Raw genomic sequence first — 21,872 nt, 5'->3', positions numbered from 1 at the left:
CCGTCACACTCCTAAAAATTCCTTGCTGTAGAATATGGATACTTCCAGAGAATTTACGCCGCTGGCTGCATCATACCTAAACATATTGTCGCCTATGGCAAGCTGCATAAATGTACTGTCTACATCAATGTAGCGGAAATAGTCGGTTTCTACGCCGTCCCTTATCAGCTTAGCGCCCTTGCTGCCGTACTTCGTGTTAATCTCTATCACGTCGCCCGTTTTCATAGTGGCGTTAATCTGTATAAATTCCTCGGTATCCACATTAAGCAGTATCGGGTTTGAAACTGTCCCCAGTGCTGTAAACCTTATCCTCATTCCTGTTGATACGTCGCCCTCGTTGTAGCAGTCCACTATTACGCTTTCCGCTCGGTATCCGTATATCATGCTCTTTGTGCTGTCCTTTTCGATAACGCAAGGGAAATGCCACGCAGCCACCCAGCTTGCTATATCCTCTTTTGTTTCTTCCTCTTCCCGCCAGAACGGGTTAAGGCACTCTATTTGTAAATCAAACTCATAAAGTACCTCTTTCTTTAGTATCTTAGGCTCTCCATACGCCCTGCAATCAATCACACGCTTAAAGCCGCCGTACTCATACACCAGCGTAGCGCTAAGCTCTGGGTTAAATATCTTAAGCATACGGCGGCGCAGTTCCAATGCCTGCGCCTTGTCCCGTGTGTTGATATGTCCCACTACGTCTATGTCCCTCGCCTCGATACGCTGCCCTACGTAGGTGTCGCCGTGCTGTCCCATACTGTTTGTGCTGTAAATGACGCTCGTAACGCCGGAAATGCCCTCTACGTCTTTACTTATATTGCAATGGTATACGCTGTCTACTCCCAGCTCTAACCGCTCGCCCCTTGAATTTATGTAAGTCAGTTTTTCATTTTCCATGTGTTACACCGTCCTTGCTATCATTCTGAACTGTCGGGCTGCCTCTTTCTGCTGTTTTGCATAGTCCGTGGTATTCGCATAAATATACTGATTGACAACTACGCCGCCTGCTGCACTGCCGCCGCCTCTCGGCTTTGGCTTTTGGTCGTCGTTATCATACTTAAATTCATTGCCTACATTTACCTTTGCGTCTACGTCAAACTCCTGCGGTACGCTGTCCTCAATCATTTTCTTAACGCCGCCGATTTCATTAGAAAAGCCAACGCCGATACCCTGCGCCAGATATACGCCGATTTCGTCACGCATCAGCTTAGACGGGCTGGCAATTCCAAATAAATCCTTAAGGAAGTCGGTAACATTGCCTACCCAGCCGCTTATTTTGTCTTTTATCCACCTCGTAGCGCCGCTTATGCCGTTCCAGATGCCCTCTACCATGTTTTTACCGAACCCAGCAAACGTACTGCCAATATTCTTAAATACGTCTGTTATTCCAGTAATTACATTTTTCATGCCCTCTACGGCTTTGTTCTTTACTTCTGTACCCCATGTAGCCACTTTGGTAATTGCACCAGAAATGCTGTTATAAATCTTTTGCGGTATTTCCTTAACAATCGTAACAACGCCTGTTACCATGGCGTTCATTACCTCTTTGGCTTTCGTAAGCATATTGTTACCCCACGTAGCCACTTTGGTAACTGCCCCTACTATACTGTTCCAGATTTTCTGCGGCAGTTCCTTAACAATCGTAATAACGCCTGTTACCATGGCGTTCATTACCTCTTTGGCTTTCGTAAGCATATTGTTGCCCCACGTAGCCACTCTGGTAACTGCCCCTACTATACTGTTCCAGATTTTCTGCGGCAGTTCCTTAACAATCGTAATAACGCCTGTTACCATGGCGTTCATTACCTCTTTGGCTTTCGTAAGCATATTGTTACCCCACGTAGCCACTCTGGTTACTGCGCTTACTATACTGTTCCAGATTTTAGCAGGCGTTTCTTTCACAATCGTTACAATGTTCGTAAGCATTGTGTTCATTACTTCTTTGGCTTTGGTCTGCATATTTGCGCCCCACGTAGCCACTCTGGTTACTGCGCTTACTATACTGTTCCAGATTTTCTGCGGCAGCTCCTTAACAATATCTATAACTTTCGTTACAAAACCTGTTATAACTGTGCCGCCTTTTTCCTGCATATTTGCGCCCCACTCTGCTATTTTCTCAACGCCCGCAGCGATTGCCTGCGGTATCAGAGTAGGTAGCTCTTTTATTTTATTTATGATTGTCGTTACCAGCTTGCCTGCCGCCGTCAAAATCTTAGGCAGCCCCGTAATCAGTCCTGTTACAATGGCTGCTATAATCTGCGGTATGGCTGCGATTAAAAGCGGTATTGCATCTATGATGCCGTCAATCAATGCAACTATAATATCGCCCGCACTTTCAATAATAAGCGGTATGCCCTCAACCAGTGCATTTATGATAGCCGTTATGATTTCCGGCAGTGCCTCAATCAGTACAGGCAGCGCTGCTACCAGCCCCTGTGCCAGCCCCGTAAGCAGCTGTAATGCTGCTGTAATCAGCAACGGTATATTTTCTATCAGCATGGTTACAATGTTCGTAACCACCGTTACGATTGTTGGCAGCAATGTAGGTAACGCTTGTGCGATACCTTGCGCCAATTCCGTAATAATCTGTACGCCTGCCTCTAAAAGCTGCGGTAATATAGTAAGCAGCGTATCTATGATTGTCGGTATAATCTGCCCGATTATGCTTATCATTTCCGGCAGCATTCCAACCAGCGTATTAAGCAAGTCCTGTACGCCGCTCATTAAAGGCGGTAATAACTCCTGTATAACCTGTGGTATATACGTTGCAAGCTGCTCTACGATTTCTCCCAGTCCGCTTACCAGCCTCGGCACTGTTTCTATTACCCTCGGTGCTATATTCCCTACCACTGTTACAATACTGTCTACCAGATTGCTTGTAAGCTGTGAGAAATTCGCCTCGCTGTCTGCCATTCCAGCTACCCAGTTGTCCCATGCTGAACTCATAGAACTAACCGAACCCTCTATTGTTGTACTTGCCTCTTTTGCCGTTGTCCCTGTTATGCCCATTTCCGTCTGTACGACGTGAATAGCGTCTACAACGTCTGAATATGATGAAATATCATACTTAATGCCGGATAGCTTGCTTGCATCATCAAGTAGTCTCTGCATTTCCTCTTTTGTACCGCCATATCCCAGTTTTAAGTTATCCAGCATGGTATAATTCTGCTTTGCAAAACCGTTATAGGCGTTCTGTATAAGCGATATATCAGTACCCATTTTATTTGCATTGTCTGACATATCCGTAATTGCCACGTTTGCCTTTTCTGCTGCCGCTGCCGTGTCATTATTCATACTGGCAAGCAGCGACGCTGAAAAGCTGGTAACTGTTTCCATGTACTCATTTGCAGACATTCCGGCTGTTTTATATGCGTCGTTTGCATAACCAACAACCGTATCAGACGACGTTTTGAAAAGAGTTTCTACACCGCCTACAAGCTGTTCCTGTGCTGCGTATCCCTCTATCGCTTTTGTTGTAAGCGCTCCTATGGCTGTTGCCGCTCCCGCAACTGCTGCCGCCGTCGCCGCTGCTGCTGCTTTAAGCGCTGTACCCATTCCGCTTAGCACGCTTGTAAATCCAGAAAATTTTCCCTTTGCGTCGTCTGCCTGTTCCCCGCTGTCTTTTATTTCCTTTCCCATTTCGTCAGCGGCTTTTTCTGCTTTTTCCATTTCGTCAGTCGTTTTGCCTAATTCCTGCTCTGTCTTTACAAGCGCTGCTTTCTGGTAATTTAACTGGGTTTCAAGTTTTTTACTTTCTTCGCTATTGTCTCCTGTTGCCTTGCGACATTTTTCTAAAGCCGCCTCGGTTTCTTTTACCTTTTTTGCCTGCTCGTCGTATGTTTTCTGTAGTACCGCCTGCTTTGCTTTCAGCGCATCTACGCTGCTTGCATTGTCCTTATATTCAGCCGTTACAAGTTTCATTTCAGAATTAAGCACTTTAAGGGTGCTGTTAATTTCCTTGCAGGCTGCTTTATACTCTGCCTCTCCGTCAAAACTTAACCTTGTTTTGACGTTCTGCGTCTTATCTGCCATAATTAAAAGCCCCCTAACGCTATGTCTATATCGTCCATGTTTTCTGTAGCTGCTGGTGTTCCCGCCTGTTCCTGTCGGAAAATGTGCGGGTTATATTCCTTGTGATATTTAAACAGTGTCGTTATCTGGTATGGTGTTTTTCTCCATGCCTCACGTTCCCTGTATCTCAAAAGCACTACTGCAATATACAAAAGCCGTGCAGTATCTAATTTTCCTGCACGGCTGCCCTGTTTCCCTCTTCTGTTGTTTCTTCTCCGTCGTTTTCGTTCTCTGTGTCGCTGTTGTCTCCCGCAGTTCCTCTGTAGAACGATTTAAAAATAGCATTCTGTACTTCCTGCAAATTTCCTGCGTGTATCAGTCTGCCTACCCTCTTCTCTTCAAGCAGCTGGGCGTTTTCGTCCTCTGCTAAAAGTGCCTCGTTAATAAGCAGCGTAAGTAACCACCTTGTATCTTTAAAAAGGTTTGGGTTATCTTTATTGAATACCTCACTTAATTTGTCGTAGCCCCCAAACTTTTCCTGTACTTCGTCTAATGCGTTCAGCGAAAAAAGTAAACCATATTCTTTGCCGTTCAGCTCTACGGGAAAAGCCCCGCTCTTTAATGCTCCCATGATATAAAATTAAGGCGCAGCCCATGCTACGCCTCTCTCCTTTCCTGTTTTATACACTTTCCATTGCTGCTGCCTTTTCCGGCACTGCTGTAAACCACGTTTTAGCCGCTGCGCTTTCCTCTGTTCCCACAAAGTCTGCTTTCCACAAGTTATCTTTCTTTCTTGTTGTAAAAGATGCCATAGCCTCTCTGGTATGCGTCCTCTACTATCAATGCCTCTGCTGCCATTCTCTGCCTCTCTTCCTTTCGGCGGCGCTCTCTGTCTTTCCATGTGTGCCGCTCTCCTGTTCTGGCGTTTGGTTTTACCGTGCGGGCTGCTTTTCGCATTAAAAAGCAGCTGAAAACCTGTTGACTGTCCACATACTTTCTGGCTGGTATGACCGCCGCTATTTTTCCACGGTATACAGATTGCAGCTATTAGCCTGCTGCCCTCTGCCGCAGGCTCGCCATGCCTGCTACACAATGTGCCGTGTGGGATTTGAACCCACGACTTGCCGCTTATGAGGCGGCTGCTCTAACCGCTGAACTAACGGCACTCGTGGCGGCTGCTGCCGCCTACTCATTAAATAAAAAGCCTTTTTCTATTAAAAACCTTATCCAATCGCAGCCCGTTACGTCGTCCCGCTCAATGAATTTGTAAAAGCTCTCTGCGTCCTCTATTCCGTATTTCTTCAAAATGTTTCTTGCGTTCTTTGCTGCTGGCGTAGTAAAAACATTCTCTGCGTAAAATGTAGCCTCTATAGTCCCGTAGCTGTTCTTTCCTGCTGGTGTTCTCATTTCCACTACGACTACATTCTTTTTGCTTTTTCTTCCTACGCCCTTTCTTATTACTACTGCCTCACTGAATAACCAGCCATTCCAGCCTCTACGCATAGGTGCAAACTGTGTGCGTGGCACTTCTACTAAGTCGCCTGCCTGCAATTTATTAAAATCTACTTTTTTCATGTGTCTTACCTCTCTTTTGTTATTCTTGTTTATAACGCCTGCTGCCCTGCTGCCGCCGTGTAGGTTTTCAGTGTGGCGTTGCAGCGTTTGAACTCCCTATAAATTGTGTCCCTATGCGTTCCCAGTGCCTCTGCAATATCACTTACACTGCTGCCCTGCTTACTCATAGCCTCTATGGTCTGCCTGTCCTCGTAATGCAGACGCTTGTACTTTCGTTTCGCCATGTTCTATGCTCCTTTCCGTCCTCATTTGCTTTTATGGTAAAAAAATAAGCGTGTCAGAGTTTTTACGCTCTGCACGCTCTTCTTTTCTGCTGTTTCCTATAAAAAAAGAAAATCGGCAGAGGCTTTATAACCTCTTGTCGATTTTCATTCTAAAACTTATCTTTTATTTGGAAAAGCACGAAGAGCCTGTCTCAGACATAAGCTATAAGGAACGCCCCTTTCGAGGTGGATATTTGAAAACCTTTTCAAAACCCCTGACGTCCGCTCAGGAAAAAATATATCTTCGCCGTTATCAGGAGGGGGATCCGGAAGCAAAACGTATTCTGATCGAACGAAACCTCCGCCTGGTCGCCCATGTTGCAAAGAAATACCAGAATTCCGGAGAAGATCTGGAGGATCTAATCTCCGTCGGAACTATCGGTCTTATCAAAGCCATCAACACCTTTGACCACACACGCTGTGCAAGGCTTTCTACCTATGCTGCACGCTGTATAGACAACGAACTTCTGATGATGTTCCGGGCAAAAAAGAAATATTCCAGGGAGATTTCCCTGTACGAACCAATCGGAACGGACAAAGAAGGAAACGAGATCAGCCTTCTGGATATTGTTGAAAGTCCTCCTGTAGATATCGTGGAACAGTATTCTGTGCGGGAAGACATCCGCTTTCTGCTCTGTGCCCTGAAAGATACCCTTTCCCAGAAGGAATATCAGGTCATCTGTCTTCGCTATGGTCTTTTCGGGATTGAACAGCAGACGCAAAAAGAAGTTGCAGCACAGCTTCATATCAGCCGGTCTTATGTTTCCCGGATTGAAAAAAATGCCCTCCAAAAACTTCGGGAACTGTTTGAACAGTAAAAAAAACAGGACACTGACCATTTGTCAATGTCCTGCCTCCTTTTATTCTTCTGATCTTCTCAAAAGATCATATTGTTCAATCTCTGTGCCGAGATCAACCGCAAGTTTCTGCTGTGGATGCGGTGCACTCTCAACTGAATTTCCATCTTCATCATAGATTGCCTTTACAACGGCTTCGATATTTCTGCCATCCGGCTTCATGATCTCAACAGTCTCACCTACAGTAAATTTATTTCTCTGGGTGATGTGAGCAAATCCATTCTCATCAACTTTCTCTGCATATCCCAGATAAGTATATTCCTTAACATAGGTATTATTATCATAGATCTGCGTGTTCTCGTCCGGTTTGCCATAGAAGAAACCTGTCGTAAACTGGCGATAGGTGCAGTTGGAAATCTGTTCCTGATACCAGGACATGTTTGCCCTGTACTTCTCCGGTGATTCCAGATAGTCATCGATCGCCTTGCGGTAGGTTCTTGCAACCGTTGCCACATAGAGAGCAGTTTTCATACGGCCCTCGATCTTGAGGCTGTCAATCCCGCAGTTAAGGACATCGTCCATATGCTCAACCATGCACAGATCCTTGGAGTTAAAGATATAAGTTCCTCTCTCATTCTCAAAAACCGGCATATATTCGCCCGGACGCTTCTCCTCGACGATGGAATACTTCCAGCGGCACGGATGTGTACAGGCTCCCTGATTTGCATCTCTTCCTACCAGATAATTGCTGAGCAGGCAGCGGCCGGAATAAGAAATACACATCGCACCATGTACAAATGTTTCAATCTCCATATCCTCCGGAATGTTGGCACGGATCTCCCGGATTTCCTTAAGAGAAAGCTCACGCGCAGTTACGACGCGCTTCGCTCCCAGTCGATACCAGAATTTATAGGTTTCATAGTTTGTATTATTTGCCTGTGTACTGATATGACACTCAATCTCAGGACAGATTTCCTGTGCATAGGTAAAAATTCCCGGATCTGCGATGATCAGTGCATCCGGCTTTAATTCCCTGAGTTCCTGAAGATATTCTCTGACACCCGGAAGATCTCCGTTGTGTGCAAGAATATTCACTGTGACATACACTTTCACCCCATGCTCGTGAGCAAAAGCGATTCCCTCTGCCATATCTTCGTGGGAAAAATTCTTAGCCTTGGCACGAAGTCCGAAGGCTTCCCCGCCGATATATACTGCATCCGCGCCAAAAACAACCGCGATCTTGAGGACTTCCAGGCTGCTGGCCGGCACTAATAATTCAATTTTTCTCATAATTTCCTCTTTTTACACTAAGTGAAATTCCGTCTCCCAGCGGCACAATGCTGGTAAGAAGCTGTGGATGATGTTTCAATTCATAGAGGTATTCCCGCATCCTTTTGTAGATCGTGCGATTTCTGCGTTCTACAAGATAGTGTGATTCGATCAGTTCTCCTTCCTGAAGCACATTATCTGACAGAAGAATTCCTCCCGGTGCAAGCAGACGTACCACCTCGGGAAGCCAGTGAATATACTGCCCCTTGGCCGCATCCATAAAGATCATATCATATCTTCCGGAGAGTGTCGGAAGAATCTCTCCCGCGTCTCCTGTAAGAAAGGTGATCCTGTCTTCCTTTCCTGCCCTGCGAAAGTTCTCTCTGGCGATTGGGATTCTCTTTTCATAATTCTCAATCGTTGTGATGTGCATATCCGGCTGTCCGTATTCGCACATAAGAAGCGTGGAGAAGCCCACAGCTGTCCCCACCTCCAGAACCTGAAGCGGCCTTTTGACTGCCAGAAGTACTTTCATAAAGCTCTGCATTTCCCTGCGTATGATTGGAACTTCATTCTCCAGTGCATGCCTCTCCAGTTCTTCAAGAAAAGGCGTGTTGCCTGTATCCAGAGAATTGATGTATGTTCGCATTCTCTCTTCTACGATCACGAAGCGGCTCCTTCCTGCTCTGCATCTCCTGCAAGGATACCCATGATTCGGTTCGGTGTATACGCGGTACTTAAGAGATAGGTTCCCGGTCTCATTTTGCCGCTGTAGTTGGATAATTTTTCCTGAACTACGAATACCAGTGCATCATCGATGAGGCCTTTGCTCTTGAGCGTTCTGGCAATGTCATAACTGGTCGCATCCTCCTTGATGACAACCGTCACTTCCTGTCCCTCTCCCGGACTCATCGCATGCTGATTAAAAATGTCATAACCGAACTGATATGTGACCTTACCGATCCAGATGATCAGAACTGCCACGCAGACATACAGTGCGATCTTAAAAAATCCTCCTGCCACTGCTACGCCGGCCGCCCCCATCCGGTCCCTCGTGTCTCCCATATAGGTTCTCCTTTCTTAGATCCGGGGAATATTCATCTCCACACCATCTGTCAGTGTTCTGCATATTTTCTGCATCATCCTGCACAGGGCAAGCTCTGCGTCCAGATAGGCATTCACCTCCGGAAAGCTGCGGAGTTCTTCAGATTCTCTGGACAACTGTTCTGCTTTTGCCAGAACGTCTTTCTGCCCTTCTTCATTCTGAAGTCTGAAGTTCTCAGCGCGAAAACGCTGCACCCTCTCTGCCAGCTCCGGATTTTTGTTCAGAACTTCTTCCTGTTTCTTAAAATCTTTATAGATCTGGCACTTCTGGATTGAATTCAGAAGTGCATGAATATTCCTGTTTACTGTTTCCATTTGTATGTTTTATGCCTCCATGATGATCGGAAGAATCATCGGGCTTCTCTTGGTACGTTTCCAGAGGAACTCGCTGAGTGCATCCTTAACTACGTTTTTGATCTTTCCCCAGTCTGTGATATTTCTGTCCAGACAGGAATCAAGTGCGGATTCTACAACTTCTTTAGCGTGCTCCATAAGATCCTCGGATTCTCTTACATAGACAAATCCCCGGGATACGATATCCGGTCCTGCAAGAACCACATTGCTGTGGCGTTCCAGTGTCATGACGACGATCATGATTCCATCCTCTGCCAGATGCTGGCGGTCACGGAGTACGATATTTCCAACATCACCGACTCCCAGTCCATCTACAAGGATTGCTCCTGTCTGTACGGAACCTGTCACTTCCGCGCTGTACTCATCCACTTCCAGAACGTTTCCGGATGCCAGGATAAAGATATTCTCCTTCGGGATTCCAAGATCCTCCGCAACGTGCTTCTGGGCTGTCAGATGACGGTACTCGCCATGTACCGGGATTGCATATCTCGGTTTGACAAGTGAATAAATAAGCTTGATTTCTTCCTGGCAGGCATGTCCTGATACATGGACATCCTGGAAGATAACCTTCGCACCTTTCATGGAAAGTTCATTGATAACCTTGGATACAGCCTTCTCATTTCCCGGAATCGGGTTGGAGCTGAAAATAATCGTATCGTTTGGTTTGATCGTGATCTTCTTGTGGATGTTGGCTGCCATACGGGAAAGAGCCGCCATGGACTCACCCTGGCTTCCTGTTGTGATCAGAACCACCTTATCATCCGGATAATTCTTGACCTGATCGATCTCGATCAGAGTGTTTTCCGGAATACGCAGATACCCCAGTTCAGACGCTACGGAAATAATATTGACCATACTGCGTCCCTCCACTGCTACCTTTCTTCCGAAACGATATGCAGTATTGATGATCTGCTGTACACGGTCTACATTGGATGCAAAGGTCGCAATAATGATCCTCGTTGTCCTGTGCTCGTTAAACAGACTGTCAAACACCTTTCCGACTGTTCGTTCGGACATGGTAAATCCCGGACGTTCTGCGTTGGTACTGTCGCACATCAGGGCAAGGACACCCTTCTTTCCAATCTCGGCAAAACGCTGCAGATCGATCGCGTCTCCGAATACCGGTGTATAATCCACCTTAAAGTCACCTGTGTGTACTACGATTCCCGCCGGAGAATAGATTGCCAGGGCAGACGCATCCTGGATACTGTGGTTTGTCTTGATAAATTCGACTGCAAAATCGCCAAGGTTGATCACCTGGCCATGCTTTACTTCTTTTAACTTGGTGGAACGCACCAGGTTATGCTCTTTAAGCTTGTTTGTGATAAGTCCCAGTGTCAGCTTTGTAGAATAGATCGGCACGTTGACTTCCTTCAATACATAAGGAAGAGCACCGATGTGATCCTCATGTCCGTGCGTGATTACAAAGCCTTTGACCTTGGAAATATTTTCTTTGAGGTAAGTCACATCCGGAATGACAAGGTCGATTCCCAGCATGTCATCCTCTGGGAAAGAAAGTCCACAGTCCACAACAACAATGCTGTCGCCGTATTCAAAGGCTGTGATGTTCATTCCGATCTGTTCCAGTCCGCCCAGCGGAATGATCTTGAGTCTGGCTGCACCTTTACGTCCACGTTTGCCGGTGCTTCTGCTCTGCGGTTTATTCTGCTGTTTGTTCTGCGGTTTCGCCGGTGCTTTAAGAGCAGCTTTTGCCGGTGTTTTGGATGAGCCGTTCTTGAAATTCGCTCTGCTGTTCCGCTCTGTTCTCTCTGTCTTGTCGTTTCTGTCCGCTTTTTCGCTTCGCTCAGTGTATCTGTTATTCTTCTGTGATTTATTGTAACGATAACTGTTTTTTCTGTTTGACGGTCTCTTGTTATCGTTCGGTCTTTTGTCATAACTGCTGTATCTTCGTTGTGTTTCTTTTGCTTCAGCTGTATTTTCAGTTATATTATGTTCATTCTTCAATCAAGCACCTCCAAATTATTCTGTGCGTTTTGTGCACACTAATCAGGAATACCGGCGGCATTCCTTCCAACTATGCAGACTGTATTTGGTTCTGCGTAACTGCTCACTATCCCGGCAGTTATGATCTGCCTGCTTACATTTCAAGGTCTACGTCATCAAGCATCTGCTCAAAAACCTTGTAAACTGCCTGCAATTCCTCGTCATCCTCTACCATCTCATAGCAGGCCTCCGGCTCTTCACCTTCGGAAACATCCTTGAGGATATATGCAACCGCTTCCTCATCCAGGGAATCCGATACCAGAAGGTAAGATACTCCTCCTATCATAGTCTGCTCTTCAATGTAGAATTCTTCTACTGTTCCGTCCGGAGACTGAAATTTAATTTTTTCCATTTTATCACCCTTATTTTGTCAGAGAATCAAGATATCCCTGTAAAATAAAAACTGCTGCAAGTCCATCCAGATACTGCTTACGGTTCTCTCTGCGCACACCCGCCTCCATAAGGGTGCGGTCTGCCTCAACGGTTGTCAGTCTTTCGTCCCACATAACAACCTCAAGCCCTGTACGCCTCTTCAGCATCTCACCAAACTCCAGCGCTTTCTCTGCACGTTCCCCTACAGTATTGTTCATATTCTTCGGATAACCGACCACGATCCGCTCTACATCATATTCCTTCGTCAGAGCTTCTATACTCGCAAGGGTCTGTCGCAGCTTGTTTTCCTGTTTTCTCCAGATCGTATCCAGTCTTTGGGCAGTCAGTCCCAAAGGGTCACTGACTGCCACGCCAACTGTCTTAGATCCATAATCAAGTCCAAGAATCCTCATGATCAACGTTCCCAGGATTTGTTCTTAATATACTCGTTTAACAGTTCCTCTACCAGTTCATCTCTCTCAACTTTCATGATCATGCTTCTGGCACCCTTATGGCTGGTGATGTAAGTTGGATCTCCGGACATAATATAACCTACGATCTGATTGACCGGATTATATCCTTTCTCGTCCATTGCGGTGTACACCAGGTCCAGGACTTCCTTTACTTCCAGTTCCTGTTCTGGTTTTGTTCTGAAATATTGTGTATTTCCTAAATTGTTTTCTGTCATTTTCTCTCACGTCCTTAATAAGATTTCTTCTTTATTCTAATATAATTCTTCACAAATTGCAAGAAGCACATGTTCATCTGCAAAATCAACCGCTTTTGCTCTGACAAGATCATTGACTTTGTGGTCTTTCGTCTTCTCGATCACAGCACGTACATACTCTTTGCTGTGTGCCATGAAATATGTCTTTCCGTTAATTTCTACTTCTTCCTCAAGAAGCAGCTCCAGCGTCTTTCCAATCATGGATGTCTCATATTCTTTTGCACGAATTTCATGAAGAGCGATCATCTTTTCACTCCGGATGGATTTGACAGCCTCGGTAAGCTGTCCCTCCATAACCGCCGCCTTTGTCCCCTGTCTTCTGGAATATTTAAAAATATGTGTCTCATAGAAGTGGATATTTTTTACAAATTCATAAGACTCCTCAAAATCTTCTTCTGTCTCCATCGGGAACCCTACGATCACATCCGTTGTCAGGGCAGGGGAAGGATAAAACTTACGGATAAGCTCACATTTCTCTGCATATTCTGCCGCACTGTATCTGCGGTTCATATTTCTGAGTGTCTTATCGCATCCACTCTGCAGGGAAAGATGGAAATGCGGGCAGACCTTCGGAAGTGATGAGATTCCTTCCATAAATTCCTCTGTAATAATACGCGGCTCTAAAGAACCCAGACGGATTCTCTGGATACCCTCCACCTCATGCACGGCCTGGATCAGTGACAGAAGACTCTCCCTTTCTTCCTCTTTAAAATCCACACCATAGGAGCTTAAATGAATTCCGGTCAGAACCACTTCCTTATAGCCTCTTGCTGCAAGTGCCCGTACCTCGTCCAGCACTTCAGCAATCTTTCTGCTGCGAACACGGCCTCTCGCATAAGGGATGATGCAATACGTACAGAACTGGTTGCATCCGTCCTGCACCTTGATATAGGCCCGTACATGTTCTGCCGTATAGCCTATGGAAAGATCCTCGTATTCTTTTGTCTTGTTGATCTCGATCACTTTTACTTTCTTGGTGTGTTCTTTTTCATATTCTTCCAGTGCTTCTACGATCTGCTTTTTCTGATTGTTTCCAAGGATCAGATCCACCGCACTGTCCTCTTCCAGCTTCTGTGTATCTGTCTGGACATAACATCCTGTCGCCACAACAATGGCGTTCGGATTCATTTTCTTTGCCTTATGGAGCATCTGTCTGGATTTACGGTCTGCGATATTGGTGACTGTACAGGTATTGATCAGATAAATATCCGCCCCTTCTTCAAAAGGAACGATCTCATATCCTGCTTTCTCCAGAAGCTGCTGCATGGCCTCTACTTCATATGCATTTACTTTGCAGCCCAGATTGTGAAGGGCAACTTTTTTACTCATATTTTACCTCGATCATTTTTTTAATTGTTTTAATTTTTTCAGACTTTGCCAGAGTTTTTAACCGAAATTTCATTATATTTCCCTTGACTTTTTCAGGGGGTACAGGTAAGATTACTGTTGAAAGAACATAAAAGGAGGATTAATCATCATGAAAACATTAAAGATTTCCCTGAATTCCATCGATAAAGTGAAGGCATTTGTGAACGAAATCAGTAAATTCGACTGCGATTTTGATCTGGTATCCGGAAGATATGTAATCGATGCCAAATCTATCATGGGTATTTTCAGCCTTGATCTTTCCAAACCGATCAACCTGAACATTCACGCAGAAGGAAGTACTCTTGATTCTATCCTGGCTGTTGTTACGCCATATGTCATTGAGTGATTCTGCATCGTTCCGGTTTCTGACCGGACACATCAGACAGTTTTAAAACAGCTTCATTGTGCAACCACATATGAAGCTGTTTTTTTGTACCTTTTTTCAGGATCTGTTACTGAATTTCAATGATTTCTGTTGTAGCCAGTGCTTCTTCCATCAGCTGATCGATCTTCTCGCTCAGTTTCTCCTCAGATCTGCGGATCACCTTGAGGTTCGGCTTTGTTACAGGATGTTTTGCAACAAAGATCGTACAGCAGTCTTCGAACGGCTGGATGGATGTCTCAAATGTATTGATCTTTCTGGAAATCTGAACGATTTCTTCTTTATCAAAGCCGATCACCGGACGATATACCGGAAGTTCACACGCTTCGTCTGTCGCAGCAAGACTCTGCAGGGTCTGGCTTGCCACCTGACCAATACTCTCACCTGTGATAAGTCCAAGACATTTATCCTTGCGAGCAAAATGCTCTGCGATACGCATCATATAACGACGCATGATGATCGTCAGTTCCTCATGCGGGCACTGATCGTAGATATAAAGCTGAATATCTGTAAAGTTGACTACGTGAAGTCGGATCGGTCCGCTGTAGCGGGCTACCAGCTTCGCAAGATCTACAACCTTCTGTTTCGCACGCTCACTGGTATACGGCGGAGCATGGAAATAAACTGCCTCTATCTTGACACCGCGCTTTGCGATCATATATCCGGCAACAGGGCTGTCAATACCTCCGGAAAGAAGAAGCATGGCCTTTCCGTTTGTTCCGATCGGCATTCCTCCCGGACCCGGAATAGTTTCGGAATATACATAAATCTTGTCTCGAATCTCTACGGATAAGGTCATCTCCGGATGATGCACATCTACAGAAGCCTGCGGGAACGCATCCAGGATTTTCTCTCCGATCCCTGCGCTGACTTCCATGGAAGTAATCGGATAGGATTTCTTTGCTCTTCTTGTATACACCTTAAAGCTTCCTGCATATCCAGGATATCTTGCTTCCATATATGCCACGACATCCTGTGCCATCTGTTCAAATCCCTGATCCTCATAGATCACAACCGGGCTGATGCCCACAATACCGAATACTCGCTGCAGTGCCTCTACCGCTTCATCAAAATCATATTTCTCCGGGCAGAACACATATACACGGCCCTGCTCCTTTGTTACTGTAAATTCGCCCTCTACCGGCTCCAGAGCCAGTTTCATCTGTTTTACAAGGGCATCTTCAAAAAGATATCTGTTTTTTCCCTTGATGGCGATCTCTGCATATTTGATCAAAAATGCATGAAATATCATACTGGTATTTCTCCTCCTGTTTTTTTATCAGGTTTCTCACCTGAACTATATATTATTTTCTTGAATATCGTCTGAGCATCGGAACCAGTGTTTTCATGGTTTCCAGGAACTGATCCGCTTCTTCGATCGTGTTTTCCTCACAGAAGCTTAAACGGACAGTGCTCTCGATCTGATCCTTGGACATTCCCATTGCACTTAAGGTTGCACTTGGCTTTCTCTTGTGACTGGAGCATGCACTTCCTGCCGAAATATAGATTTCTTTGTCCTCCAGTGAGTGAAGCAGAACCTCGCTTCGAACTCCCATGACGCTGATGCTTAAGATCTGCGGTGCCCCCTCGCGAAGAGGCATTCCATTGATACGGATATCCTCAATCTGAGAAAGTCCCTCTGCGATATGCTCCTTGAGCTGATACATATGCTCTACATTCTCATCCAGATTCTTATAAATCTGACCTGCTGCCACGCCAAGGCCGGCGATTCCCGGTACATTATCCGTTCCGGAACGCATACCACTCTGCTGACCGCCGCCCAGAATCTGCGGGATGATCCTTACTTTCTCATTGATGTACAAAAATCCGATACCCTTTGGTCCGTGGATCTTATGTCCGCTGACTGCAAGAAGATCGATTCCCATCTTTTTGGGGTAGATGCGGTATTTACCAAAGCCCTGGATCGCATCCACATGATAAAGTGCCTTCGGACTTTTGGCATGAACCATCTTTGCAATTTCTTCCACCGGCATCACTGCACCGACTTCGTTATTTACAAGCATGGTGGATACCATGATCGTATCTGGTCTTAAAACAGTCTCCAGCGCATCCATCTTTACTCTTCCCTGCTCATCCACAGGAAGATAGGTGATCTCAAAGCCCTGTTCCTGAAGATACAGTGCCGGCTGACTGACTGCCGCATGCTCTACCGATGTAATGATGATGTGGTTTCCGTTTCTCTTATTTGCCATTGCACCGCCGATGAGTGCAAGGTTATCCGATTCTGTGCCGCCTGAGGTAAACAGGATTTCTTTTTCCTGCACCTTCAGAATACCGGCAATCGTCTTTGCTGATTCTTTTACATATTTTTCCGCATCTACACCCTTAAGATGCATGGCAGAAGGATTTCCGAAATCCTCTGTCATGGTCTTAACTACGATATCCTTTACGGAATCATAGCATCTGGTCGTAGCAGAATTATCAAAATAAATTTCCATAATATCCTCTTTTATTTCGCTTAGTTTTCAAGCTGGAACATCAGGACAGACAAAATCGCAAGTCCTGCTGTCTCTGTGCGGAGAATTCGCCTTCCCAGAGTGATCGGCTTCGCTCCGCCTTCAATTGCTGCTTCTATTTCTTTTTCTTCAAATCCACCTTCCGGTCCGATAAAAATCCCGACAGACTGTCCCGGCTCTATCCCCGCCAGAATTTCTTTGGTTTCCTGCATTCCCCTGGCAAGTTCATAGGGAACCAGACGAACATCCATGGATTCCGCGTATTTCAGAGCTTCCCTGAAGGTGAGTACTTCATGCACGTTCGGGATCAGCATACGCTTGGACTGCTTTGCCGCACTCTCTGAGATCTGCTGCCAGCGGGCTGTCTTTTTAGCTGATTTCCTGCCATCCAGCTTTACCACACATCGTTTTGTCTCCACTGGAATGATTTCGTACGCACCAAGTTCAACCGCCTTCTGTATGATGAGTTCCATCTTATCTGCCTTCGGCAGGCCCTGAAACAGGTAAATCCGGCATGGGAGCTCATACTCCGGCTCCTGCGAATAAACGATATGCAAAAGCACCTCATCCGGCTCAAAGCTCTCGATCGTACAGCGGTATTCATATTTACTTCCGTCACTGATCCACAGTTCCTCTCCCGTCTTCATGCGGAGAACGTTGGAGATATGATTTACATCACTTCCTGTGATATGGATCTGATGGGCTTCTTCATCGATCTGATGCGGCTCTACAAAAAACCTCTGCATGAAATCAGTCCTTTCTTGCTGTTACGCAGACCCACTCACCCTGCTTTGTAACTTCCACCAGAGTAAGTCCGGCCTTCTCTACTGCCTCTCTGACAACCTCTTCTTTGACATCCAGAATACCGGAAGTGATATAATATGCACCCTTTTTCATCTGGTGAACGATCACCGGTGTCAGCGGCACAAGCACATCTGCAAGAATGTTGGCAGCTACAATATCGTACCTCTCATATCCGACTTCATTCTGTACTTCTACATCATCAATGATGTTACCGATCATCATATCAAAGGTGTCATCCTCGATCTGGTTCGCTTCTTTATTGTCCTGTACAGCAGAAACAGCACACGGATCCAGGTCTGTTCCCACAACATGACCGGCACCAAGCTTAAGGGCTGTGATTCCAAGAATTCCGCTTCCGGTTCCGACATCAAGGATCTCTGCTCCGCGGGTCACATATTTCTTGAGCTGACGGATCACCAGCTGCGTAGTCTCATGCATACCGGTACCAAAGGCTGTACCCGGATCGATGTGAAGGATCATTTTGTCCTTGTCTTCTTCTGCGACTTCTTCCCAGGACGGAACGATCAGAATATCATCTACATAAAACTGATGGAAAAATTCCTTCCAGTTATTGATCCAGTCCTTGTCCTCTGTCTGTGATTCCTCGATGGTACCCTCTCCGATATCCATAAAAGTGCGCAGCTCTTCCAGTGCATTTCTCACATCACGAAGAATACTCTCCTTGTCTGCGTCCTCCTCCAGATAAAAATTCAGATAGGCAATCCCGTCATCCTCCGGTCCATCCGGCATAATGTCAACAAACATCTGTGCCTTGTCTTCCTCTGTCAGCGGCTGGTGATCCTGGATCTCAGCACCCTCCACGCCAATTTCTGCCAGTGTGCAGATGATCATATCTTCTGCCTCTGTTTTTGTCTTAATGGTAAAACGATTCCACTTCATATATCAAATCTCCTGTCTTATTCTATACGACAACTTTACGATATTTACGGATTATCCAACTGTTCCATAGCTTAAACCCTTACTGTTCACTCTGTGCACAGTAACCTGGCAAAACCCATTCTAAATCACCATACAGGCACGAACAGCTTTTGTCTTTTAACCCTTCTATCTAATATACATGAAAGCACAAAAAAAGAAAAGAGGGAAACCCTCTTTTCCTTAAAGTTTCTGTTATTTTTAGTCCTCAAATGTCTCTTTGAGTTTATCCATAAAGCTCTTTTTCTTCTTTTCGTTCTTCTCAGAACCGCCCTTTTTTTCATCGAGGGTGACATTTCCACAGGCCTCATCAAATCTGCGAAGTGCTTCTTTTGCCTCCTCGTTGAGCTTGGTCGGAACCTGAACGATCAGTGTAACGTAGTGATCACCACGGATATTTTTGTTTCTCAGGGAAGGAACACCCTTACCCTTAAGACGGATACGTGTATCTGTCTGGGTTCCCGGTTTCACTTCGTACACAACATCACCATCAACAGTATTGATATGGATCTCACCGCCCAGAGCTGCCTGTGCATAAGTCAGTGGTGCGGTAGAATAGATATTCATATCCTGTCTCTGGAAGATCGGATGACGGGCTACATTTACCTCTACAAGAAGGTCGCCTCTCGGGCCGCCGTTTGTACCCGGCTCTCCCTTCTCACGGATGCGTATGCTCTGTCCATTGTCGATACCGGCTGGGATAGAAACCTGAATCTTCTTGCGCGCAGAAGTATATCCTGTTCCACGGCAGGCACTGCATTTGTCCTTGATGATCTTACCGGTTCCATTACAGTCCGGACAGGTCTGTACATTACGGACCATACCAAACATGGACTGCTGTGTATAGACAATCTGACCTTCACCTTTACATTTCGGACAGGTAACTGGCTGTGTTCCTGGTTTTGCACCTGTTCCATGGCAGGTAGTACATTCATCCTTCAGCACGATCTCCAGTTCTTTGTCACAGCCAAATATAGCTTCTTCAAAAGTAATATTTACACGGGCACGTAAATTGGCACCTTTCATTGGTCCGTTATTGGCACGGCGTCTTGCGCCGCCTCCGAACAGATCTCCGAAAATATCTCCAAAAATGTCTCCCATATCTGCGCCATCGAAACCGCCAAATCCACCGTAGCCGCCGGCTCCACCGCCACCCTGCTCAAATGCAGCGTGACCAAACTGATCGTACTGTCTACGTTTGTCTGCATCACTTAAGACACTGTATGCTTCTGTAGCTTCTTTAAACTTTGCCTCTGCTTCTTTATCTCCCGGGTTTACGTCCGGATGATATTTTTTGGCTAATTTTCGGTACGCGCTCTTCAGTTCTGAATCACTGGCAGTCTTGCTGACACCCAGGACCTCATAGTAATCTCTTTTATCAGCCATCTTTTCTCTTTCCTATATGCTTTAGTTTTAGTTCTTAACTGTTCAGTATCCTCTACCTTCTGAATAGTTACTTTAGTTCTTATATCCAAGATGCCTCCCGTGCAGACCTGACATCTGCACCGGAGGCTTTATGATTATTTAATCTGTTTCTCAGTAACTTTTAGACCTCTTTGTAGTCAGCGTCCACAACATCATCATTGTAGCCTGCTTCATTTCCACCCTGAGCTGCACCTGCTCCCGGGTTCGGGCCAGCCTGGCCGCCTGCCTGCTGTGTCTGCTCATACATTTTAGCGAAAAGTTTCTGAGCACTTTCCATCATTTTTTCCTGAGCTGCTTTGATGTCTGCGATCTGAGCATCTGTCAGTTCTGCGTTTGCAGTCTGAGCAAGGAGATCCTTCAGTGCATTCAAGTCTGTCTCAACAGCTGCTTTGTCGTTAGCATCGATCTTGTCGCCTGCTTCTTTGAGTGCATTCTCAACCTGGAATACCATGGAGTCTGCATTGTTTCTTGTATCGATTCCCTCTTTACGTTTCTTATCCTGAGCTTCAAACTCAGCAGCTTCTTTGACTGCCTTGTCGATCTCGGAGTCAGACATGTTGGAACCAGCTGTGATTGTGATGTGCTGCTCTTTACCTGTTCCAAGGTCTTTTGCAGAAACATTTACAATACCGTTGGCATCAATATCAAATGTAACCTCAATCTGCGGAACACCACGACGTGCTGGCGGGATTCCATCCAGACGGAACTGTCCGAGAGATTTGTTGTCTTTTGCGAACTGACGCTCACCCTGTACTACGTTGATATCTACTGCTGTCTGGTTATCTGCTGCTGTAGAGAAGATCTGGCTCTTCTTGGTCGGGATTGTTGTATTTCTCTCGATCAGACGAGTTGCGATACCACCCATTGTCTCGATGGACAGTGACAGCGGAGTAACATCCAGAAGAAGGATATCACCGGCACCTGCATCACCTGCAAGTTTACCACCCTGTACGGAAGCACCAAGTGCAACACATTCATCCGGGTTCAGAGATTTGCTTGGCTCTTTGCCTGTCAGCTGTTTTACCTTATCCTGTACAGCTGGGATACGTGTGGATCCACCTACCAGAAGTACCTGGCCAAGTTCGGAAGCTGTGATACCTGCGTCAGACAGTGCACGGCGAACCGGCTCAGCTGTTTTTTCTACCAGGTCATGTGTCAGCTCATCAAATTTAGCTCTTGTAAGGTTCATATCGAAATGCTTCGGTCCCTCTGCTGTTGCAGTGATGAACGGAAGGTTGATGTTTGTTGTTGTTGCGGAAGAAAGTTCTTTTTTGGCTTTCTCTGCTGCTTCTTTCAGTCTCTGAAGAGCCATCTTGTCTGCGCTTAAGTCTACGCCCTCAGCTTTCTTGAATTCTTCGATCATCCAATCTGTAACCTTCTGGTCAAAGTCATCACCACCAAGACGGTTGTTACCTGCTGTGGAAAGAACCTCGATAACTCCATCACCGATCTCGATAACAGATACGTCGAAGGTACCACCACCTAAGTCGTAAACCATGATCTTCTGCTCTTTCTCGTTGTCAAGACCATAAGCAAGAGCTGCTGCTGTAGGCTCGTTAATGATACGTTTTACATCAAGACCTGCGATCTTACCGGCATCCTTGGTTGCCTGACGCTGAGCATCGTTGAAGTAAGCCGGAACTGTGATAACAGCCTCTGTTACGCTCTCTCCAAGATATCCTTCTGCGTCTTTTTTCAGTTTCTGAAGAATCATTGCGGAGATTTCCTGCGGAGAGTATTTCTTATCATCGATTGTTACACGATAATCTGTACCCATCTCTCTCTTGATGGAGGAAATTGTTCTGTCTGCGTTTGTTACTGCCTGACGTTTTGCAGGCTCACCAACGAGACGTTCTCCTGTTTTTGTGAAAGCAACTACAGACGGTGTAGTTCTTGCGCCTTCTGTATTAGCGATAACGGTCGGCTGTCCACCTTCCATTACGGCTACACAACTGTTTGTTGTACCTAAGTCAATACCAATGATTTTTCCCATGATAATATTCCTCCTGA

At 45.8% G+C, this 21,872-nt stretch carries 24 protein-coding genes and 1 tRNA gene; 2 read left to right on the top strand and 23 right to left on the bottom strand.

All coding sequences use genetic code 11. The annotated features are described in order from the left end of the window. Positions 1–3 precede the first annotated feature (3 nt). The 8 genes from LIR34_RS08465 to LIR34_RS08430 all read right to left on the bottom strand — a co-directional run bounded on the left by LIR34_RS08465 (position 4) and on the right by LIR34_RS08430 (position 5,804). Positions 4–891 (bottom strand): phage tail family protein, encoded by an 888-nt coding sequence (locus tag LIR34_RS08465; protein ID WP_003023324.1) that lies wholly within the window; start codon positions 889–891, stop codon positions 4–6. A 3-nt stretch (positions 892–894) separates the two neighbouring features. Then, positions 895–4,026, bottom strand: coding sequence for a phage tail protein (locus LIR34_RS08460; protein WP_173901814.1), 3,132 nt, complete (start codon positions 4,024–4,026; stop codon positions 895–897). A 2-nt stretch (positions 4,027–4,028) separates the two neighbouring features. Next, positions 4,029–4,196 carry a hypothetical protein gene (locus LIR34_RS08455; protein ID WP_004843023.1) on the bottom strand — a complete coding sequence of 56 codons (168 nt, stop codon included), beginning with the start codon at positions 4,194–4,196 and terminating at the stop codon, positions 4,029–4,031. A gap of 35 nt (positions 4,197–4,231) precedes the next feature. Beyond that, positions 4,232–4,636 carry a hypothetical protein gene (locus tag LIR34_RS08450; RefSeq protein WP_009297822.1) on the bottom strand — a complete coding sequence of 135 codons (405 nt, stop codon included), beginning with the start codon at positions 4,634–4,636 and terminating at the stop codon, positions 4,232–4,234. Positions 4,637–4,785: 149 nt separating this feature from the next. Next, positions 4,786–4,995, bottom strand: a complete 210-nt coding sequence (locus LIR34_RS08445) for a hypothetical protein (protein ID WP_173901749.1) — start codon at positions 4,993–4,995, stop codon at positions 4,786–4,788. Positions 4,996–5,098: 103 nt separating this feature from the next. Next, positions 5,099–5,171, bottom strand: a tRNA-Ile gene (locus LIR34_RS08440). Positions 5,172–5,190: 19 nt separating this feature from the next. Further along, on the bottom strand, positions 5,191–5,580 hold the full coding sequence (locus LIR34_RS08435) for a hypothetical protein (protein ID WP_002591240.1): 390 nt from the start codon (positions 5,578–5,580) through the stop codon (positions 5,191–5,193). A gap of 29 nt (positions 5,581–5,609) precedes the next feature. After that, positions 5,610–5,804, bottom strand: a complete 195-nt coding sequence (locus LIR34_RS08430) for a helix-turn-helix domain-containing protein (RefSeq protein ID WP_002591239.1) — start codon at positions 5,802–5,804, stop codon at positions 5,610–5,612. Between the two features lie 233 nt (positions 5,805–6,037). On the opposite strand from LIR34_RS08430, the gene sigK reads away from it, so the two are divergent. Further along, a complete protein-coding gene (gene sigK / locus LIR34_RS08425) occupies positions 6,038–6,661 on the top strand; it encodes an RNA polymerase sporulation sigma factor SigK (protein WP_173901813.1) in 624 nt (207 codons plus the stop codon). 42 nt (positions 6,662–6,703) lie between these two features. On the opposite strand, the gene LIR34_RS08420 is transcribed toward sigK, so the two are convergent. The 9 genes from LIR34_RS08420 to mtaB form a co-directional block, all read right to left on the bottom strand. After that, the gene (locus tag LIR34_RS08420) at positions 6,704–7,930 is read right to left on the bottom strand and encodes a peptidase U32 family protein (RefSeq protein ID WP_161284064.1); all 1,227 of its coding nucleotides are present in this window, start codon (positions 7,928–7,930) and stop codon (positions 6,704–6,706) included. Beyond that, the gene (locus LIR34_RS08415; protein WP_161284063.1) at positions 7,917–8,576 is read right to left on the bottom strand and encodes an O-methyltransferase; all 660 of its coding nucleotides are present in this window, start codon (positions 8,574–8,576) and stop codon (positions 7,917–7,919) included. The genes LIR34_RS08420 and LIR34_RS08415 overlap by 14 nt, the downstream gene beginning before the upstream one ends. Beyond that, positions 8,573–8,974, bottom strand: coding sequence for an endolytic transglycosylase MltG (locus LIR34_RS08410; RefSeq protein ID WP_161284062.1), 402 nt, complete (start codon positions 8,972–8,974; stop codon positions 8,573–8,575). The genes LIR34_RS08415 and LIR34_RS08410 overlap by 4 nt, the downstream gene beginning before the upstream one ends. A 15-nt stretch (positions 8,975–8,989) precedes the next feature. Then, the gene (locus LIR34_RS08405; protein WP_173901812.1) at positions 8,990–9,328 is read right to left on the bottom strand and encodes a YlbF family regulator; all 339 of its coding nucleotides are present in this window, start codon (positions 9,326–9,328) and stop codon (positions 8,990–8,992) included. Between the two features lie 9 nt (positions 9,329–9,337). Further along, positions 9,338–10,972: an RNase J family beta-CASP ribonuclease gene (locus LIR34_RS08400; protein WP_161284114.1), complete on the bottom strand. Its 1,635-nt coding sequence runs from the start codon at positions 10,970–10,972 to the stop codon at positions 9,338–9,340. Positions 10,973–11,465: 493 nt separating this feature from the next. Then, on the bottom strand, positions 11,466–11,723 hold the full coding sequence (locus tag LIR34_RS08395; protein WP_161284060.1) for a DUF1292 domain-containing protein: 258 nt from the start codon (positions 11,721–11,723) through the stop codon (positions 11,466–11,468). A gap of 10 nt (positions 11,724–11,733) precedes the next feature. Next, positions 11,734–12,156: a Holliday junction resolvase RuvX gene (gene ruvX, locus LIR34_RS08390; RefSeq protein WP_161284059.1), complete on the bottom strand. Its 423-nt coding sequence runs from the start codon at positions 12,154–12,156 to the stop codon at positions 11,734–11,736. 2 nt (positions 12,157–12,158) lie between these two features. Continuing rightward, complete coding sequence (locus LIR34_RS08385) at positions 12,159–12,431, bottom strand: IreB family regulatory phosphoprotein (RefSeq protein WP_161284058.1); 273 nt, start codon at positions 12,429–12,431, stop codon at positions 12,159–12,161. A 36-nt stretch (positions 12,432–12,467) separates the two neighbouring features. Then, entirely contained in the window at positions 12,468–13,799 is a 1,332-nt protein-coding gene (gene mtaB, locus LIR34_RS08380) for a tRNA (N(6)-L-threonylcarbamoyladenosine(37)-C(2))-methylthiotransferase MtaB (RefSeq protein WP_161284057.1), read from the bottom strand. Between the two features lie 148 nt (positions 13,800–13,947). Between mtaB and LIR34_RS08375 the strand changes: the two genes are divergently transcribed. Further along, complete coding sequence (locus LIR34_RS08375) at positions 13,948–14,184, top strand: HPr family phosphocarrier protein (protein ID WP_161284056.1); 237 nt, start codon at positions 13,948–13,950, stop codon at positions 14,182–14,184. 106 nt (positions 14,185–14,290) lie between these two features. Here the strand turns inward: LIR34_RS08375 and thiI are convergent, their stop codons facing one another. From thiI to dnaK, 6 genes are all read right to left on the bottom strand, one after another. Next, positions 14,291–15,472 (bottom strand): tRNA uracil 4-sulfurtransferase ThiI, encoded by a 1,182-nt coding sequence (gene thiI / locus LIR34_RS08370; RefSeq protein ID WP_161284055.1) that lies wholly within the window; start codon positions 15,470–15,472, stop codon positions 14,291–14,293. 52 nt (positions 15,473–15,524) lie between these two features. Beyond that, on the bottom strand, positions 15,525–16,679 hold the full coding sequence (locus tag LIR34_RS08365; protein ID WP_173901811.1) for a cysteine desulfurase family protein: 1,155 nt from the start codon (positions 16,677–16,679) through the stop codon (positions 15,525–15,527). A 20-nt stretch (positions 16,680–16,699) separates the two neighbouring features. After that, positions 16,700–17,443 (bottom strand): 16S rRNA (uracil(1498)-N(3))-methyltransferase, encoded by a 744-nt coding sequence (locus LIR34_RS08360; protein ID WP_173901810.1) that lies wholly within the window; start codon positions 17,441–17,443, stop codon positions 16,700–16,702. Positions 17,444–17,447: 4 nt separating this feature from the next. Further along, the gene (prmA, locus tag LIR34_RS08355) at positions 17,448–18,401 is read right to left on the bottom strand and encodes a 50S ribosomal protein L11 methyltransferase (protein WP_173901809.1); all 954 of its coding nucleotides are present in this window, start codon (positions 18,399–18,401) and stop codon (positions 17,448–17,450) included. A gap of 237 nt (positions 18,402–18,638) precedes the next feature. Next, positions 18,639–19,823 (bottom strand): molecular chaperone DnaJ, encoded by a 1,185-nt coding sequence (gene dnaJ, locus LIR34_RS08350; RefSeq protein WP_161284051.1) that lies wholly within the window; start codon positions 19,821–19,823, stop codon positions 18,639–18,641. A gap of 160 nt (positions 19,824–19,983) precedes the next feature. Continuing rightward, the gene (gene dnaK, locus LIR34_RS08345) at positions 19,984–21,855 is read right to left on the bottom strand and encodes a molecular chaperone DnaK (protein ID WP_161284050.1); all 1,872 of its coding nucleotides are present in this window, start codon (positions 21,853–21,855) and stop codon (positions 19,984–19,986) included. Between the last annotated feature and the right edge of the window lie 17 nt (positions 21,856–21,872).

This window comes from Blautia sp. MSK17_66, assembly GCF_020538025.1.
Lineage (GTDB): Bacteria > Bacillota > Clostridia > Lachnospirales > Lachnospiraceae > Blautia_A.
The sequence above is the reverse complement of the archived record's forward strand: the minus strand, read 5'-3'. Positions and strand labels throughout refer to the sequence as shown.